General features: G+C 51.4%; 15 protein-coding genes. 8 read left to right on the plus strand and 7 right to left on the minus strand.

Translation table 11 applies throughout. From position 1 onward, the window contains the following. Positions 1-85 precede the first annotated feature (85 nt). Both groL and AC6IB1_RS15690 read right to left on the minus strand, forming a co-directional pair. The gene (gene groL, locus AC6IB1_RS15685) at positions 86-1,720 is read right to left on the minus strand and encodes a chaperonin GroEL (protein WP_497567418.1); all 1,635 of its coding nucleotides are present in this window, start codon (positions 1,718-1,720) and stop codon (positions 86-88) included. Positions 1,721-1,761: 41 nt separating this feature from the next. After that, on the minus strand, positions 1,762-2,052 hold the full coding sequence (locus tag AC6IB1_RS15690) for a co-chaperone GroES (RefSeq protein WP_497567419.1): 291 nt from the start codon (positions 2,050-2,052) through the stop codon (positions 1,762-1,764). A gap of 315 nt (positions 2,053-2,367) precedes the next feature. On the opposite strand from AC6IB1_RS15690, the gene AC6IB1_RS15695 reads away from it, so the two are divergent. Next, positions 2,368-3,711 carry an MATE family efflux transporter gene (locus AC6IB1_RS15695; protein WP_497567420.1) on the plus strand — a complete coding sequence of 448 codons (1,344 nt, stop codon included), beginning with the start codon at positions 2,368-2,370 and terminating at the stop codon, positions 3,709-3,711. Between the two features lie 5 nt (positions 3,712-3,716). Here the strand turns inward: AC6IB1_RS15695 and AC6IB1_RS15700 are convergent, their stop codons facing one another. Genes AC6IB1_RS15700 through AC6IB1_RS15710 form a run of 3 tightly spaced genes read right to left on the minus strand, consistent with a single transcriptional unit; the run spans position 3,717 to position 6,049 of the window. After that, entirely contained in the window at positions 3,717-4,181 is a 465-nt protein-coding gene (locus tag AC6IB1_RS15700; RefSeq protein ID WP_497567421.1) for a MarR family winged helix-turn-helix transcriptional regulator, read from the minus strand. 36 nt (positions 4,182-4,217) lie between these two features. Next, positions 4,218-5,519, minus strand: coding sequence for a TRAP transporter large permease (locus tag AC6IB1_RS15705; RefSeq protein WP_497567422.1), 1,302 nt, complete (start codon positions 5,517-5,519; stop codon positions 4,218-4,220). After that, a complete protein-coding gene (locus tag AC6IB1_RS15710; protein WP_497567423.1) occupies positions 5,519-6,049 on the minus strand; it encodes a TRAP transporter small permease subunit in 531 nt (176 codons plus the stop codon). Before AC6IB1_RS15710 ends, AC6IB1_RS15705 begins: the two co-directional genes overlap by 1 nt. A gap of 540 nt (positions 6,050-6,589) precedes the next feature. Here AC6IB1_RS15710 and ltrA point away from each other — a divergent pair. After that, positions 6,590-8,050 carry a group II intron reverse transcriptase/maturase gene (gene ltrA / locus AC6IB1_RS15715; protein ID WP_497567424.1) on the plus strand — a complete coding sequence of 487 codons (1,461 nt, stop codon included), beginning with the start codon at positions 6,590-6,592 and terminating at the stop codon, positions 8,048-8,050. Positions 8,051-8,172: 122 nt separating this feature from the next. On the opposite strand, the gene AC6IB1_RS15720 is transcribed toward ltrA, so the two are convergent. Continuing rightward, positions 8,173-9,201, minus strand: a complete 1,029-nt coding sequence (locus AC6IB1_RS15720; protein WP_497567425.1) for a TRAP transporter substrate-binding protein — start codon at positions 9,199-9,201, stop codon at positions 8,173-8,175. A 247-nt stretch (positions 9,202-9,448) separates the two neighbouring features. Here AC6IB1_RS15720 and AC6IB1_RS15725 point away from each other — a divergent pair, with 247 nt between their 5' ends. The 4 genes from AC6IB1_RS15725 to AC6IB1_RS15740 are packed head-to-tail and all read left to right on the plus strand — an operon-like array spanning position 9,449 to position 14,186. Further along, positions 9,449-10,585: a homogentisate 1,2-dioxygenase gene (locus tag AC6IB1_RS15725; RefSeq protein ID WP_497567426.1), complete on the plus strand. Its 1,137-nt coding sequence runs from the start codon at positions 9,449-9,451 to the stop codon at positions 10,583-10,585. A gap of 18 nt (positions 10,586-10,603) precedes the next feature. Beyond that, entirely contained in the window at positions 10,604-11,587 is a 984-nt protein-coding gene (locus AC6IB1_RS15730; protein ID WP_497569158.1) for a fumarylacetoacetate hydrolase family protein, read from the plus strand. Positions 11,588-11,601: 14 nt separating this feature from the next. Continuing rightward, complete coding sequence (gene maiA, locus AC6IB1_RS15735; RefSeq protein ID WP_497567427.1) at positions 11,602-12,222, plus strand: maleylacetoacetate isomerase; 621 nt, start codon at positions 11,602-11,604, stop codon at positions 12,220-12,222. A gap of 8 nt (positions 12,223-12,230) precedes the next feature. Continuing rightward, a complete protein-coding gene (locus AC6IB1_RS15740; RefSeq protein WP_497567428.1) occupies positions 12,231-14,186 on the plus strand; it encodes an acetoacetate--CoA ligase in 1,956 nt (651 codons plus the stop codon). 57 nt (positions 14,187-14,243) lie between these two features. Here the strand turns inward: AC6IB1_RS15740 and AC6IB1_RS15745 are convergent, their stop codons facing one another. Beyond that, the gene (locus AC6IB1_RS15745; RefSeq protein ID WP_497567429.1) at positions 14,244-14,747 is read right to left on the minus strand and encodes an FxsA family protein; all 504 of its coding nucleotides are present in this window, start codon (positions 14,745-14,747) and stop codon (positions 14,244-14,246) included. A gap of 370 nt (positions 14,748-15,117) precedes the next feature. Here AC6IB1_RS15745 and aspA point away from each other — a divergent pair, with 370 nt between their 5' ends. Both aspA and AC6IB1_RS15755 read left to right on the plus strand, forming a co-directional pair. After that, on the plus strand, positions 15,118-16,578 hold the full coding sequence (aspA, locus tag AC6IB1_RS15750) for an aspartate ammonia-lyase (protein WP_497567430.1): 1,461 nt from the start codon (positions 15,118-15,120) through the stop codon (positions 16,576-16,578). Between the two features lie 201 nt (positions 16,579-16,779). Further along, positions 16,780-18,087, plus strand: a complete 1,308-nt coding sequence (locus AC6IB1_RS15755) for an anaerobic C4-dicarboxylate transporter (RefSeq protein WP_497567431.1) — start codon at positions 16,780-16,782, stop codon at positions 18,085-18,087. Positions 18,088-18,137 lie beyond the last annotated feature (50 nt).

Consider the following 18,137-nt stretch of genomic DNA (forward strand, 5'->3'; position numbering starts at 1 on the left):
AACGTAGAATGTGTTAAAAGTTTCTTTAGGCATAAAAAAGCCCGCTTTCGCGGGCTTTATTCTGTTTCACATGGAAACGGGATGATTACATCATACCCATGCCACCCATGCCGCCCATGTCAGGCATTGCAGGGCCATCTTGTTTTGGCAGTTCAGTAACCATTGCTTCAGTGGTGATCATCAGACCAGCTACAGATGCTGCAAACTGAAGTGCTGAACGGGTCACTTTGGTTGGATCCAAGATACCCATTTCAATCATGTCGCCGTATTCACCGGTTGCTGCGTTGTAGCCATAGTTACCTTCACCAGATTTAACCTGGTTCGCAACGACTGAGTCTTCATCGCCTGCGTTCAGGGCGATTTGACGGATAGGCGCTTCCATTGCACGCAGTGCAACACGGATACCCACGTTTTGTTCTTCGTTGTCACCTTTCAGGTCAGCCACTTTGCTTGCTGCGCGGATCAGTGCGACACCACCACCTGCAACCACGCCTTCTTCAACAGCTGCGCGGGTCGCGTGCAGTGCATCTTCTACGCGATCTTTCTTCTCTTTCATTTCAACTTCAGTTGCTGCGCCAACTTTGATGACTGCAACACCGCCTGCCAGTTTCGCAACGCGCTCTTGCAGTTTCTCTTTGTCGTAGTCTGAAGTTGCATCTTCGATTTGCTGACGGATTTGAGCAACGCGGCCTTGGATAGACGCTTCGTCACCTGCGCCATCAATGATAGTGGTGTTTTCTTTTGTAATCGCAACACGCTTCGCCTGGCCCAGATCTTCCAGGGTCACTTTTTCCAGCTCCATACCAATCTCTTCTGAGATAACGGTACCTGCTGTCAGGGTTGCGATGTCTTGCAGCATTGCTTTACGACGGTCGCCAAAGCCTGGGGCTTTAACTGCAGCCACTTTTACGATGCCACGCATGTTGTTTACAACCAGCGTTGCCAGTGCTTCACCTTCTACGTCTTCAGCGATGATCAGCAGTGGACGTGAAGATTTCGCGACAGCTTCCAGAGTAGGTAGCAGTTCGCGGATGTTTGATACTTTTTTGTCAACCAGCAGGATGAATGGGTTTTCCAGATCAACTGAACCAGACTCTTGGTTGTTGATGAAGTATGGAGACAGGTAGCCGCGGTCAAACTGCATACCTTCAACCACATCCAGCTCATCTTGCAGAGACTGACCTTCTTCAACAGTGATAACACCGTCGCGGCCTACTTTTTCCATCGCTTCTGCAATGATGTTACCTACGGTTTCATCAGAGTTTGCAGAAATAGTACCTACCTGAGCAATCGCTTTGGTGTCATTACACTCAACAGACAGCGTTTTCAGTTGCTCAACAGCAGCAGCAACCGCTTTATCAATACCACGCTTCAGGTCCATTGGGTTCATGCCGGCAGCAACCGCTTTCAGACCTTCGCTTACGATAGCCTGTGCCAGTACAGTTGCGGTTGTCGTACCATCACCCGCTGCGTCATTTGCTTTAGACGCAACTTCTTTCACCATTTGTGCGCCCATGTTCTGGAATTTGTCTTCCAGCTCAATTTCACGCGCAACAGATACACCATCTTTGGTGATGGTTGGTGCACCGAAAGATTTGTCCAGAACCACATTACGGCCTTTAGGGCCCAGAGTCACTTTTACCGCGTTTGCCAGAACGTTCACACCTTCCAGCATTTTAGTGCGTGCATCATTGCCAAATTTTACGTCTTTAGCTGCCATTTCTCTCTTCCTTTATCGTATTTTCTTCAGTGAAATAGTCATTACTCAACGATAGCCATGATGTCGTTTTCAGACAGGATCAGGACTTCTTTACCATCAATTTTTTCGGTTTTAGTGCCGTAAGGTTCTGAGAAGATAACAGTGTCGCCAACTTTAACGTCCAGTGGCTGCACGTTGCCGTTTTCAAGAATACGGCCTTTGCCTACCGCCAGCACAACACCACGGGTAGATTTTTCTGCAGCTGAACCCGTCAAAACGATGCCACCAGCAGATTTTGATTCAACTTCCTGGCGTTCAACGATTACTCGATCATGTAGTGGACGAATGTTCATCGGTCGTCTCCTGAATAAATGTAGTGATCCATGTGATTAGGGAATAGGAAACTGCCACACAATGCAGGTTCCGATTGTCGATCCCTGATGGACACAGGTCGCATCAAGGCTCAAGTTGGTTCGTATATAAGAGTGGGGATGGGTAACATCGATCCCAAGGGGCAAAATGCAATTTTTTTTGTTTTTTACTCAATACCCTTTGCTCCATCACATTCTATCTATTAGGGTAGCCCTGCTTTTTCCATACGATACCGAAAAAGCAATACGCAACCTTATCCATTGGCCTTGTCCCGATTTGGCATAGCAGAGATTGGCATGAAGGATAAACACGGCCTGCTTTCCGGCCCCATCGACCAAACCCTGAAAAATATGACCATTCCTATGGTGTTTGGGCTGGTGGCGATCCTGGCATTTAACCTTGTTGATACCCTCTTTATTTCCCTGTTGGGGACAGACGCCCTGGCAGCAGTAAGTTTTACATTCCCAATCACGTTTGGAGTGAACTGCATCACCATGGGCATCGGGGTAGGGATTTCAACCGGGGTGGCCCGTTTGCTGGGACGAAACGCCCAGACCGATGCCGCCAGGCTTTCCGGGCACGGCCTGACCCTAGCAGTAATATTGGTGATGGCAGCAAGTGCTGTGGGGCTTTCCACCATCCATCCCCTGTTTCGTGCATTAGGTGCACATGAGAGTTTATTGCCGCTGATAAACGACTATATGTCGGTGTGGTATCTCACTATTCCGCTGCTTGTGATTCCCATGGCAGGAAATTCTGCTATCCGTGCAACCGGCGATACCAAAACCCCGGCAAAAATCATGATTGTGGCTGGCTTTATTAATGGCCTGCTCGACCCGCTGTTGATTTTTGGCCTTGGACCTTTACCTGCGCTGGGTGTCAAAGGGGCTGCTATCGCGAGTGCAATCAGCTGGGCTGGCGCATTGGTCTGCGCACTCTATGTGCTGATAAAAAGGGAGAAGCTGCTTGCCTGGCCGTCACCCGCCAAGCTGTGGCAGGACTGGAAAGATATCCTCGCTATCGGCACGCCAGCGGCACTGTCCAATGCCTTAAACCCGATTTCCGGTGCAATACTCATGGCAATGCTTGCCACACAGGGCACGGCAGCCGTCGCAGCCTACGGTGCGGCGCAGCGTGTGGAGTCGTTACTGCTGATTGTGATGATGGCGCTGACATCCGCACTGACACCATTGATGGCGCAGAATTTCGGAGCCAATCACCCTGCCCGTTCCTTTGAAGCACTGTTTCGGGCGATGCGCTTTTCTATCTTATTTCAGTTCATGGTGTTTATCGCTATGGTGCCGCTCAGCCTGCCCATTGCCGCCTTGTTCAGCCAGGAACCTGCAGTGCAGGATAAACTGTGGCACTACCTGATTGTCGTGCCAGCCAGTTATGGCATGCAAGGTGTCATGATGATGCTGGTCAGCGCATTAAATGCGATGAAAAAGCCGATACAGGCATTTGCCATCAACATGGTACGCCTTTTTGTACTACTGCTGCCCATGGCCTGGATTGGCCGTTACTTTGACGGTGCAGAAGGCCTGTTTATCGGTATTGCCGTTGCAAACAGCATCGCGGGAGTGCTGGCTTATCTGTATGCCCTTTTCCTACGACGCAGCATTCCGCTCCCTGCCCAATAGCCGCTTCAGCCATCCTCGCCCAGATCTGCTAACTCGCGGGTTCGTTGCTGAAGTGCATCAAGAGCCTGATACAAATCGCGGTATTGGGATCCTGTCAGGCCATCCAGCATGGCACGCTCCCATTCCAGTACCCGCGGTACAATGCTGTCATAAAGCGCCTTGCCATCGTCAGTCAACCTGACCAGTGCGGCACGCTGATCAGTGGCATGGGCGACACGTACTACCCAGCCACGCGCTTCCAGCTTGGACAAAATACGGGAAACTTTGACCTTATCCAGACTGGTTTCACGGGCCAGATCTCTCGACATCACACCATCGCGGGCCCCCAGCGACGCAATAATGCGCCATTCCGGCCGCGAGATACCAAACGCGTTTTCATAGATTGCCGCCATACTGTCCGCCACTTTTTCCGCGGTTTGCACTAACTTATAAGGGAGGAAGTTGTCGAGAGAGAGATCAGGCCTAACCATGTAAATTGAGAATCCTTTTACTGCATAAATGCTTCGTCAGGCATAAAGCCAGTGCGGAAGTGCCAGCGAAATGGCCGGAATAAAGGCGATGAGCGCCAGCCGCACCATGTCCGCAACCCAAAATGGGACGATACCACGAAAGACGGTTTTCGTATTGATATCCTTTATCACCCCTGAGAGCACAAACACATTCATGCCTACCGGCGGGGTAATAAGGCTGATTTCCGTCACCACGACCACCAGAATGCCAAACCAAATCAGATCAAAACCAAGGCTTTGCACCAAGGGAAAGAAAATAGGCACGGTGAGCAATAACATTGACATACTTTCAAACACACAGCCCAGCAACAAATAAACCAGCACAATGATCGCCATCACGGCAAGCGGGGAAAGCGCCATGCCGGTTACCCACATCAAGAGTGCATCCGTAAACCCGGCACGGTTGATAAAATTGGAGAATATCAGCGCCGAAATCACCACACTGAACAGCACGGAAGATGTGATTGCGGTCTCTACCAATACTTCTTTCAGAACTGGCATGCTGAGCTGGCGTTTGAACAAGGCAATCACAAACGCCCCCGCCGCACCAATTCCCGCCGCTTCTGTCGGCGTAAAAACACCGGCATAGATACCGCCCATCACCAGAACAAACAACGCCAGTGTAGATAACACACCTTTGAGTGCATCAAATCGCTCCGGCCAGCTCAATGCCTGTAATGGCGGTGCACTTTCCGGATCGCGGGATACCGCCCACCGCACCGCCAGCAAATAAAGGATCACACCAAGCAATCCCGGAATTAAACCAGCAGCAAAGAGCTCGCGGATACTGCTTTCCGTTAACAGCCCATACACCACCAGCATCACACTCGGGGGAATGAGGATACCCAGCGTGCCGCCCGCTGCAATGGAAGCCGAAGCCAGAGAATCACGGTAACCGTATTGACGCATCGGCGGCATCGCCACTTTTGACATCGTGGCCGCCGTTGCAAGGCTGGAACCGCAAATCGCAGAAAAACCGCCACATGCAAGGATAGTCGCCATTGATAAGCCCCCCTTGCGATGCCCTACAAACGCATTGGATGCCCGGTAGAGCTCACTGGAGATCCCCGCCTTGTTCACCAGATTCCCCATCAGGATGAAAAGTGGGATCACTGACAGGCTATAGTCCTGCCCGGTATCCACAATACGGCGTGCAGCCATAGATAACGTGGCGTTCCAGTTAAAATCAATCAGCCACGCGAAACCGACAAACCCTACGATCCCCATACTGTAGGCAAGTGGAACCCGCACAAGCACCAATAAAAGCAGGACTGCAAATCCAATCAGGGTTTCCATCATCAGTGATGCTCCGAAGGTGAAGGGGAAATAGCAGGATGGCGAAACAGCAAGGCGACAACCAGCCCCAATGCCGCAGCCATAGACAGCCAGCTCATGACTGAAACGAAATAAACAAGGTAAGCAGTGGGCATGGCCAACACATCGGTTTCATCACCGTAGCTCAGTGCACGCTCCGCCAGTTGCCACACTTTATGCGCCACCAGCCCAAGTGCTGAAGCGCTGACGAGATTAATCACTATTTCTCTCAGGTGAACCCATGACACCGGCACATGATCGTCAAGCAGGTCAACACAAATATGTGCCCGGCGCCAGGTCACAAGAGGGTAGGCACCAAACACAACCACTGCCAGCGTCAACTCTATGATTTCAATCCCGCCACTGAGTGGGGCATTAAAAAAATAACGACCGACAACGTCGACTGTCGTAACGGTCATCATCAACATCAGCGACAACGCCACGATGCCTTCCAGCACACGGCCACTAATTTGAAACAGGGCGTGCGACGTGAAGTCGTATGAAGCGCTGTTCACCGCTTAACGAGTGAACCATCTGTATCACCAGATGAACCTAGGAGCCTGAATAAAGTAGCGGCTCTGACAATGTAACGAAGAGTGGTCATAGACCAATCGGGATAGGAACCGCGAGGGGATGATCCTCCTGATAACCACAAATTGGGTGAGTGCTAGGTAGTCAGTATGATGAATGTAAGTGAATCCGCGCAAGGTGCGTTATTCGATGAAACAGCGGAAGTGGTTAACACGCTGTAGCCAAAAGGCACGAGAGTCGGAAAGAGATTGCCCCATGCTCTTTCGTGATCATTGCACTCTCCGCACTATAGCGGGCATCTAACCTGACATTGCGCGACATACGGAACACGGTAAGCCTGTATCACTCCCTCTGGGAAAGCCTACATAGCCGATAGTGATGCAGGTAGAGGAGGTCGGAAAAAGCCAAAGCTGCATTGTAATGATGCAGATACAGACTCATGTCTGAGCACGAAAGTGCGCCCACTTCCGACTGGTCTCCCGTTGCGAGAGAATTCGAAGAACTTTATTCAAGGAGAAACGCAAATGATGATTTCAAAAGAGATTAGTGCCTCTCCTGACAGTGCTCAATGGCAGTCAATCGACTGGAAATCCGTTGAAGCGCACGTATTAAAGCTTCAGATGCGTATTGCAAAGGCAATGAGGGAAGGTAAGCACGGCAAGGCGAAAGCCCTGCAATGGTTACTGACGCACTCTCGTTCAGCAAAACTCCTTGCTGTGAAAAGAGTGTCGAAAAACAAAGGCAGCAAAACGCCTGGAATAGACGGCATCATCTGGAACACAGATGCTCGCCGCATGAAAGCCGTCAATCAGTTAAGCAGAAAGGCATACACAGCTAAGCCGCTCAAGCGTATCTACATCCCCAAAAAGAACGGTAAACTTCGACCGCTGGTGATAGACAGAGCGCAGCAAGCACTCCACCTACTTGCACTGGAGCCCGTGTCAGAAACACTTGCCGACCCCAACAGCTATGGATTTAGACCAAACCGCAGCACGACTGACGCTGTCGATCAGTGCTTCAAGTGTCTGGCGCTAAAGAGATCAGCCCAATGGGTGCTCGAAGGCGATATCAAAGCCTGTTTTGACAAAATCGGTCATCAGTGGCTTCTTGATAACATCGCCGTAGACAAGCGGATGTTGGAACAATGGCTAAAGTCTGGCTTTATGGATAAAGGGCTGTTTTATCGTACCGACGAGGGCACACCGCAAGGCGGGATCATCTCCCCCACCCTGATGTTAATGACGCTCGCAGGTCTTGAGCAGCTCATCAAATCCACTGCCCTTAAAAGGGGAGCTAGAGCCAACTTTATTGGGTACGCCGACGATTTTGTCGTCACTTGCGCTTCAAAGGAAGTGCTGGAGAACGATATAAAACCGTTGATTGCTGACTTCTTGGCGGCAAGGGGCTTAACGCTATCCGAAGAGAAAACGCACATCACTCACATCAACGATGGCTTTGACTTCTTGGGTTTTAACCATCGGAAGTACAAAGGAAAACTGCTCATTAAACCGAGCAAATCCAATACGCTGTTGTTCTTAAGTAATCTGCGCGAACTCATCAAAACGCACGTAACTCTACCTGTGAATAATCTTATCAAACTGATAAATCCGAAGCTCAGGGGGTGGTCGAATTACTATCGGCACTGCGTCGCGAAACAGGTGTTCGGATATGTAGGCTGTAAACTATTCCATGCGCTATGGCACTGGGCAAAAAGGCGTCATCCAACAAAATCTAAAACGTGGATCGCGCTTAAATACTTCATCAATCGGAAAGGCCAGTGGCAATTTCACGGTTGGCAGAAGATCTCAGGTATGGATTGCCAGTTCAATCTCTTCCAAATAGCCAAAGTGCCTATCGAGAGACATGTGAAAATCCGAAGTGCAGCAACACCTTTTGACCCTGAATACCAAGAATACTTGGCAAAGAGAAAGTCCAAAAGGCTAGTTCGCAACACTTGGAACGATCCTGCTCTGGCTGCGTTATAAGTTGCTGGGTATCAAACGATGCCTTTGTGGAGGCTTGAGCCGTATGCAGTGAAAGTTGCACGTACGGTTCTTAGGGAGACGACACTTGGCAACAAGTGTCGTCCACCCGACAGCCATAACGATCACTGCCCGCTAAATGCCGCGACTTGTTCGCGGTAATAGTCAAGAGCAGCACCGGGATCCTTGATACGGTCTTCCGCCTGTTTCAGCCATTGCGCTTCAATGCCGACAGCCAGTGCTTTGGCATCAGACACCATTTGTATGTCAGCATCAACCACAGGAGTGCCTTTGGCGAGGTTATCGGCAACACCGGCGGCATCGGCATCGTCCATCATCTGACCAAACAGCCGGGAGAGTTTTTCTCCAGATACGTCCAGAATGGCTTCCCTGTCTTGCTCAGACAATCCATCCAAAGTGTCCCGGTTCATCAAAATACTGAAACTGCCGCGGTATAAGCCGCCCGGAAACGTGACGGTGTAAGGTGCCACTTCATTGAGGCGAAAGCTTTTCAGCGTCTCGAGCGTAAAGAAAGCACCGTCAACAACCCCTTGCGACAGTGCTTCATAAACCTTGTTGGGTGGCAATGCGACTGGCACAACGCCCATGCGCTCGGCCAGTGTAGTCATCACATCCCCGGCGACCCGCATTTTTTTTCCTTTAAGATCAGCAAAGCTGTGAATGGGCACGCGGGATATAATGGCTCCGGGGCCATGCACACCCACCGCCAACACCTCCAGTCCTCTATGTTCCTTGCCTTTTTTCAGGTGTTTATCGAATGTACGCCAGTAAGCCACTGACGCCTCTTCTGACGACAGCGTATTGTCAAACGTTGGGATCTCAGGGAGTTTAGTGAGCGCAAAACGGCCTGGCTTAAAACCATGAAAGAACCAGGTGACATCTGCCACACCATCCAAAACCAGATCAGCCTGAGCCGGTGGCGGTCCCATATTGTATTCCACCTTGACGTCCACCCTTCCATCGGTGGCTTCTTCAACCCATTGGCCCCACGTCGGCCAGACCATCGCGTTAATACCGTGATTTGGCGAGGCCCAAGAGCTGATACGAAGGGTTGTCTCGGCAGCCTGAAGAGTGAGGGAAAAGCTAAAAACGGCAGCGGCCAGAGACCAGAAAATTGCTTCACATTTCCGCATGTTAACGACTCCATATTTGTTTCACATGCAACCAAAAAGTTGCATTGACGTGTCCTTTCTTCAATGCATTCGAACGCCGTGCACCTTTGAAATAGAAGCACAAAGACACACTGCCGGCAGCATATTTTTAACATTAACGCAAAATTATTGTTGCAATGCGGGTAATTATGGCGATACTAAAAACCACAATATGGTTTCATTTGAAACAAACTGGCATTTCGATTCATCCCATACTCAGGAGTAAGTTATGCGTAAGTGGTTTTCATTTCCCATCATCGAAGGGAAAGCCTCAAGGCAGGCACACTGTGATTTGCCCGAGGGCACGTACGAGCGTGAATGTGGTAAGGAAGGCTTTTTCGGCCCAGCCACCCATATGTACCACCGGCATGCCCCGACCGGCTGGACAGATTGGGAAGGTGACCTTCGTCCCCATGCTTTTGATACCAATAAAATTACGGCCGTTGGGGATAATCCGTTAACGGCCCCGTTGTTGATGTCTAACGCCAATGTCAAAGTCCGCTTGTGGCGCTGCGATGCTGCGATGGAATATCTGGTCAGGAACGGCGATGGTGACGAATGCCTGTTTATCCATCAGGGATCCGGTTCCCTTTACTGTGATTACGGTCATCTTCGCTTCCGTGACGGGGATTACCTGATCCTGCCCCGGTCCACCAACTGGCGCATCGAACAGGATTCCCCGGTCACGATGTTGATGATCGAAGCGACTTATGGCTCCTACATGTCGGCCAAGCGCGGGATCGTCGGCGATCACGCCATCTTCGATCCGGCGGTATTGGAATATCCGAAGATCGATGATGCATTTACGGCACAACAAACAGGAGATAAACCGTGGCAGGTTTACCTTAAATCACGTGATGCATTAAACCGCATTTCCTACCCGTTCAATCCGCTGGATGCAGTGGGCTGGAAAGGCAATCTCACCGTTTTCCGTCTGAACTGGCGTGATATCCGCCCATTGATGAGCCATCGCTATCACCTGCCACCTTCGGCGCACATAACCTTTGTTGCCAATGGCTTTGTGATTTGCACCTTTGTTCCCCGTCCGATTGAGTCCGATCCCGGTGCGCTCAAGGTGCCCTTCTATCACAACAATGACGACTATGATGAAGTGATCTTCTATCACCGGGGTGAGTTCTTCAGTCGCGACAATATCCACCCCGGTATGGTGACGCTGCACCCTTGCGGCTTTCCCCATGGCCCGCATCCGAAAGCATTTACAACGGGGGAAAAGGCTGCCAGAGCTGAAACCGATGAAGTGGCGGTGATGATTGATACCCGCATGCCACTGGATTTGGGCGAAGCGGCCAAACAGACAGAGCTGGATGACTACGTACAATCCTGGCGCACCCCGCCGCGCGGATAACACCACAAGGAGAAAATGATGAAACTGGCTTCCCTGAAACACCGCCGCGACGGCAAACTGATTCTGGTCTCACGCGATCTCAGACAGGCGGTGGACGCCTCAGATATTGCCCCTTCCCTGCAGGATGCACTGGATGACTGGAACACGCTTTCGCCACTGTTGGATGCCCGTTATACGGCACTGAATGAAGACAGTGTTGCCGGGCGTTTTGCCTTTAACCCGGCAGAGTGTGAATCGCCGTTGCCACGCGCTTTCCAATGGGCAGATGGCAGTGCTTATGTCAATCATGTCGAACTGGTGCGCAAAGCGCGCGGGGCTGAGATGCCGGAAAGTTTCTGGACCGATCCCCTGATGTATCAGGGCGTTTCAGACAATTTTATCGGCCCTTACGAAGACATCGCGCTTTGCGACGAAGCCTGGGGCTGTGATTTTGAGGCCGAAGTTGCCGTCATCACCGACGATGTTGCCATGGCCACCCCCAGTGAGTGCGCCGGCAGCCATATCAAACTGCTGATGCTGGTCAACGATGTCTCGCTGAGAAACCTCATTCCGGATGAGCTGGCCAAAGGCTTTGGTTTCTTCCAGTCCAAACCGGCCTCTTCTTTTTCCCCAGTTGCCGTCACACCTGACGAACTCGGTGACAGCTGGCAGGACCACAAAGTGCACCTGCCACTTACCGTCTTCTTAAACAACGAACAGTTCGGCGCCCCAAACGCAGGCGTCGACATGACGTTTGATTTTGCCGCGCTGGTCGCTCATGCGGCCAAAAGCCGCCATTTAGGCGCAGGCACCATTATCGGCTCCGGCACAGTATCAAACCTCGACCGTTCCAAGGGCTCGTGCTGCATCGCTGAGAGACGAATGTTGGAAATTCTGGATCTTGGGGCACCGAAAACCCCGTTTCTGCTCTATGGTGATAGGGTCAGTATCGAGATGCATGACAAGGAAGGTCGGTCAATCTTTGGCAGGATTGACCAGCGGGTTGTCCCGTATCGGAAATGAAGGAAGCATGTGCTGTGAAGCTCTATGACTACAGTAAATCTTCGGCGTCGTACCGTGTGCGCATTGCGCTGAACCTCAAGGGGCTGGCGTATCAGTCGCATGCCATCTCCTTGCTGGATGGCGATCAACGTGATGACGCGTACCTGGTCCTGAACCCAACAGGACTGGTTCCCACGCTGATTGATAACGGTAAGGTCCTGACCCAGTCGCTGGCTATCATCGAGTATCTGGAGGAGGTTTATCCTTCTCCGGCACTCTTACCTGCCAGCCACGTGGCCCGGGCAACATGCCGTGCACTTGCCCTCGACATCGCCTGCGACATCCACCCGCTCAACAACCTGCGGGTACTCAAACACCTCACCGGCTCCCTGAGCCACAGTGAGGATGAAAAACTGGCGTGGTACCTGCACTGGCTGAAAACCGGGTTGGCGTCGCTCGAAAAAAAACTGGTAAGCGGACACACCGCTTTTTGTTGTGACAGCACCCCCACCCTTGCCGATATTTGTCTGGTCCCCCAGTTGTTTAACGCCCGCCGCTTTTCACTCGATCTGACGCCTTACCCCACACTGACAGAAATAGAACAGCGCTGTCAGGCATTACCTGCCTTCGAGCGCGCGCACCCGGACAATGTGTAGGAGACAGTATGTCGCAGCATCTTCTTTGGCAACCCAGCGCATCACGCATCGCCAACGCCAACCTCACCCACTTCATCAAAAAAGTGAACCAGCAATATGCGCTAAACCTAACCGATTACAGCCAGCTTTATGACTGGTCAGTAAAACACTCGGAGGCATTCTGGGAGGCCCTGTGGGATTTTTCCTCTGTGGTTGGTGAGCGAGGAAACCGCATGATCGCCCGTCCAGAGCGAGAACCTAACAAAAACAGTGTCTGGTTCCCGGATGCCAGCATCAACTTTGCCGAAAACGTGATGCGATGGGCGAAAGAAATGCAGTGCCAGGACGCCATCGTGTTTTCCGGCGAAGAGGAATCCGCCACCCATCTGTCCTGGGGGGAGCTCGAGCGTCAAGTCAGTGCCATCTCCGCGTACCTGAAAGCGTGTGGAGTTAAAAAAGGCGATGTGGTGGCAGGTTACTTGCCCAACATCGCAGAAACCGTGATCGCCATGCTCGCCACATCGTCACTTGGCGCAATATGGACGTCCACCTCGCCAGATTTCGGGATCGACAGCGTACTTGACCGCTTCGGTCAGACCCAACCGAAAGTGCTCTTCACCACAGACGGTTACCGCTATAACGGCAAAACTCACGACAACCTCACCAAAGCGCGTGCGATACGTGACGGCGTGGAAAACATCACTCATATGGTGGTGATCCCTTATGTGGGTGGCATCGCACCAAACAGTGATGAAACCTGCTGGAATGCCATCATTTCCAGACCGGCTGAGCCCCTGACCTTTACCCGTGTCAGGTTTAACGACCCCATGTACGTGCTTTACTCTTCCGGCACCACAGGCAAACCCAAATGCATTATCCACAGTGTCGGCGGTATGCTGCTGAATCACCTTAAAGAGCACCAGCTACATTCTGATGTGAAATGTGGTGACCGCATGTTCTATTTCACTACCTGTGGCTGGATGATGTGGAACTGGCTTGTCAGTGGCCTGCTGAGCGGCGCAACGCTGGTGCTGTTTGATGGCTCACCGTTTTACCCGGATGCCGGTGTGCTCTGGCGTTTAACGGATGCACAGCAGGTCACACTGTTTGGCACGTCCGCCAAATATATTGAAGCTCTGGAAAAACACCAATACAGCCCAATGGACACCCACAACCTGTCGTCACTCCGCGCACTCTGCTCGACCGGTTCAGTACTGGCGCCAGAACAGTTCGACTGGGTCTACAACCATATAAAACAGGACATGCAACTCAGTTCCATTGCCGGCGGTACTGACATCTGTGGCTGCTTTGTGCTGGGCAGTCCCATCTCGCCAGTCTATCGCGCTCAGAGTCAGGTCCGTGGATTGGGTATGGATGTGAACGTGTTCGACAATCAGGGCCATCCGGTACAGGAAGAGAAAGGTGAACTGGTCTGTTGCAACAGTTTCCCAAACCAGCCAGCCGGATTTTGGAATGATGCTGATGGCACCCGCTACTACAAAGCCTACTGGGACAAGATTGAGGATATCTGGTTCCACGGCGACTATGTCGAACTCACGCCTGAAGGTGGCATGATCTTCTTCGGGCGATCAGATGCCATTCTAAACCCGGGAGGGGTGCGCATTGGCACGGCAGAAATATATCGTCATGTTAACCAGATGGATGACGTGCTCGATGCGGTGGTAATAGGGCAAGAATGGCTAAACGATGTGCGTGTCGTGCTGTTTGTGAAACTCAGGCCAGACGTCGAGCTTACCGATAATCTGGCGCGGAAAATCCGCAATACTATCCGTACCAGCTGCACCCCTCGCCACGTGCCAGCAAAGATCCTGCGTGTCACCGACATACCACGCACCAAATCCGGAAAACTGGCAGAGCTGGCCGTGCGTGATGTGGTGCATGGCCGGGCCGTCGCCCAGCTCAGTACGTTGGATAATCCTGGCTCGCTGGAACAATACAAAGCACGCCCCGAGCTTCAGGAATAACCCCGGGCACAGAATGCCAAACGCCACCCCAGTGGATGGCGTTTGGTGATGTATGACTCAGTTCAGGCGATCGCGGTCTTCATCTTTACGCTGGAATTCCCCTTCAAAGGTATTTCCACTGTCACCCGATCCTTGGTGTGGGCCGCGGTTGAACGGGTCTTGCCCGAATGGGCCTTGCTGACCACCAAACCCGCGCCGGAATCCACTCACTTTAATCCGGCCCATAAACTGTTTGGCCAGCCACGCACGCGACCAGGGCAGAAGCACCATCATGCCCATGGCATCGGTCATAAAACCCGGCGTTAACAGAAGGACACCCGCCACCGCCAACATCACCCCTTCAATGATTTGTTGTGCTGGCAATTCTCCCTGATTCAATCGCTGTTGCACGGTCAACAGGGTCTGCAAGCCCTGGCTGCGCACCAGTGACGCCCCGATCACAGCAGTTAATATAATCAATGCCACCGTCGGCCAAAGCCCCAATACACCACCCACCTGGATAAACAGGGCGATTTCGATAACGGGCACGGTAATGAACATCAACAACAAGATTGGAAACACAACAAAACCTCATAGTGGTGTCGAAGTAACATGGTAACACTTCTGGTATACGATGCGCTCGACAGGGTGGGTATTTCCCTTCGTTAACGCGCAGGAAGATAGATACTCAAGTAACCTGGCTGATTAACCCAATAAGAAACAAAGACAAATAAGAACTCTGACGATCCTTATCACAGTTTTATGCAAATCGTCCCCCTTTGCTTTGATTGGTGATCTTTCTCATGTTTTTGCCAGAGAGGACGGGTAAAATCATTCAGCATAAACAGGGTGTAAAACACCACTCACCCAGCCATAATCTCTGATGAATGGACTCTACAGCGAAATTATTGGCTACAGAATAACCAATGCATATTTCATTTAGGGCCAAATCATGTCTCAGACGATTGATTTAGAAAATAACTTGACTACCTCTCATCTAGCAACCCGTATCGAAGAAGATCTGCTTGGCCAACGCCAGGTGCCGGCTGACGCGTATTACGGCATTCATACTCTTCGTGCGATCGAAAACTTCAATATCTCCCGTACCACGATTTCCGATGTGCCAGAGTTTGTTCGCGGCATGGTGTTTACCAAAAAAGCAGCAGCAATGGCGAACAAAGAACTGGGGGTCATTCCAGCGGAAATCGGTGATTACATCATCAAAGCGTGTGATGTGATTCTGGAAACCGGCAAATGCATGGACCAGTTCCCGTCTGACGTTTATCAGGGCGGTGCAGGCACTTCTGTGAACATGAACGCGAACGAAGTGATCGCGAACCTGGCACTGGAACTGATGGGTAAAGAAAAGGGTGAATACGACGTTATCAACCCGAACGACCACGTGAACAAGAGCCAGTCCACCAACTGTGCATACCCAACCGGTTTCCGTATTGCGGTATACAACAGCATCATGAAGCTGATCGAGTCTATCGAGTACCTGCAAAACGAATTTGACGCGAAAGCGACCGAGTTCAAAGGCATTCTGAAAATGGGCCGTACCCAGCTTCAGGACGCAGTACCAATGACTGTGGGTCAGGAATTCCATGCGTTCGCTGTGCTGCTGAAAGAAGAAATCAAAAACCTGAAATACACCTCTGAACTGTTGCTGGAAGTGAACTTGGGCGCGACCGCGATCGGTACTGGCCTGAACGCAGCGGCAGGCTACCAGCAACTGGCAGTACAACGTCTGGCAGAAGTCACTGGCCTGAACTGCACCCCAGCTGAAGACCTGATCGAAGCGACTTCTGACTGCGGTGCATACGTGATGGTTCACGGCGCCCTGAAACGTCTGGCAGTGAAACTGTCTAAGATCTGTAACGACCTGCGCCTGCTGTCATCCGGCCCTCGTGCAGGTCTGAACGAAATCAACCTGCCAGAAATGCAAGCGGGTTCTTCTATCATGCCAGCAAAAGTTAACCCGGTAATTCCAGAAGTGGTGAACCAGGTGTGCTTTAAAGTCATCGGTAACGACACCACTGTGACTTTCGCAGCAGAAGCAGGCCAGCTGCAGCTGAACGTGATGGAGCCAGTGATTGGTCAGGCGCTGTTCGAGTCTATCGAAATCCTGTCTAACGCCTGTGTGAATCTGGGCGAGAAGTGCGTGAACGGCATCACTGTGAACAAAGAAATCTGTGAAGCGTTCGTTTACAACTCTATCGGTATCGTGACCTACCTGAACCCGTTCATCGGCCACCACGAAGGTGACATCGTTGGTAAGATTTGTGCAGAAACCGGCAAGAGCGTGCGTGAAGTTGTGCTGGAGCGTGGTTTGCTGACCGAAGAGCAGCTCGACGATATTTTCTCTGTCGAAAACCTGATGCACCCACAATACAAAGCAAAACGCTATAACTGATCCGTCAGAATGGGTACCCGTTAGGGTACCCTTTTCTGGTTTTTACCTGGATGTTTTCCACATCTGGTCTTTAAAGCCCAAACGAAGGGACTTTTTCACCACTCACTGCGCCTTAATGCCCTGTTTGAAAAGGTAATAAGCACATCGAGACAGTGACTCCGTTTGGTTTTTTGAAATGAGTCTTGAGAACAGGAGTTACCCATGGTAGCAGTAGAGTTGTTCGTCGTTCTTGCGTTTATCTATCTGGGCGCACGGATTGGCGGTATTGGTATCGGCTTAGCCGGTGGTGCGGGCGTAATCGCCCTTTCATTGTTTTTGGGCATGCCCACCAACCAAAGTTACATCCCTATCGACGTGATCCTTATCATCATGTCTGTGATCACCGCCATCGCTGCCATGCAAGTGGCAGGTGGTATGGACTGGTTGGTTGAAAAAGCCGAAGACTTTCTACGTAAAAATCCGAAGCAAATTACATTCTATGCCCCTATTGTTACCTACCTGATGACCCTGATGGCGGGTACGGGTCACACCGCATTCTCAACCCTGCCGGTGATTGCAGAAGTGGCGAAGGAGCAAGGCATCCGCCCATCACGCCCACTCTCTATCGCGGTAGTTGCATCCCAAATTGCAATCACAGCGTCACCAATCTCTGCGGCGGTGGTGTTCTTCTCCGGTATCCTCGAACCCTTGGGCATTGGCTATCTGACCCTGCTGGCAATCTGTATCCCAACCACGTTTACAGCCTGTATGATCGGTGCATTTATCGCTAATTTCATGGGTTGTGAACTGAAAGATGACCCAATTTACCAGGAACGTTTAGCAAAAGGTCTGATCAAGCTGAAAGGCACAGAAAAACGCGAAATCGCGCCAACAGCGAAAACCGCCACCTACATTTTCCTCGGAGCAATTTTACTGGTGGTGGCCTACGCAGCGGCAATCTCTGGCTCTATTGGCCTGATTGAAAATCCAGCCCTTGGCCGTAACGAAGCGATCATGACCTTTATGCTGGCGGCAGCGGCATTGATTGTGGCAACCACCAAAATCGACGCATCCAAAATCCCGTCAGCACCGACGTTCCGCTCAGGCATGACAGCGTGTGTATGTGTGCTGGGTGTAGCCTGGTTAGGTTCTACCTTCGTTAACGCGCACGTTGAAGGCATCAAGGAAGTAGCGGGCACCCTGCTGTCAGACTATCCATGGATGCTAGCATTGGTACTCTTCTTTGCCTCTATGCTGCTTTACTCACAAGGCGCAACCACAGTAGCACTGATGCCGGCAGCGCTGGCAATTGGTGTTGCACCGCTGACCGCGATTGCCTCTTTTGCTGCTGTCAGTGCACTGTTTGTCCTGCCAACGTATCCAACACTGCTGGCAGCCGTGGAAATGGACGATACCGGTTCAACCCGCATCGGTAACCTGGTATTCAACCACCCCTTCTTTATCCCAGGTGTAGTGACCATCTTCACTTCGGTTGCACTGGGTTTTGTGGTTGGCGGCATTGTGCTGTAAGCCATTGAATTAACGACTGGGGCGCTTCGGCGCCCCTTTTTGTTTTTGAA

The sequence above is a fragment of the Grimontia sp. THUN1695 genome (assembly GCF_059704325.2).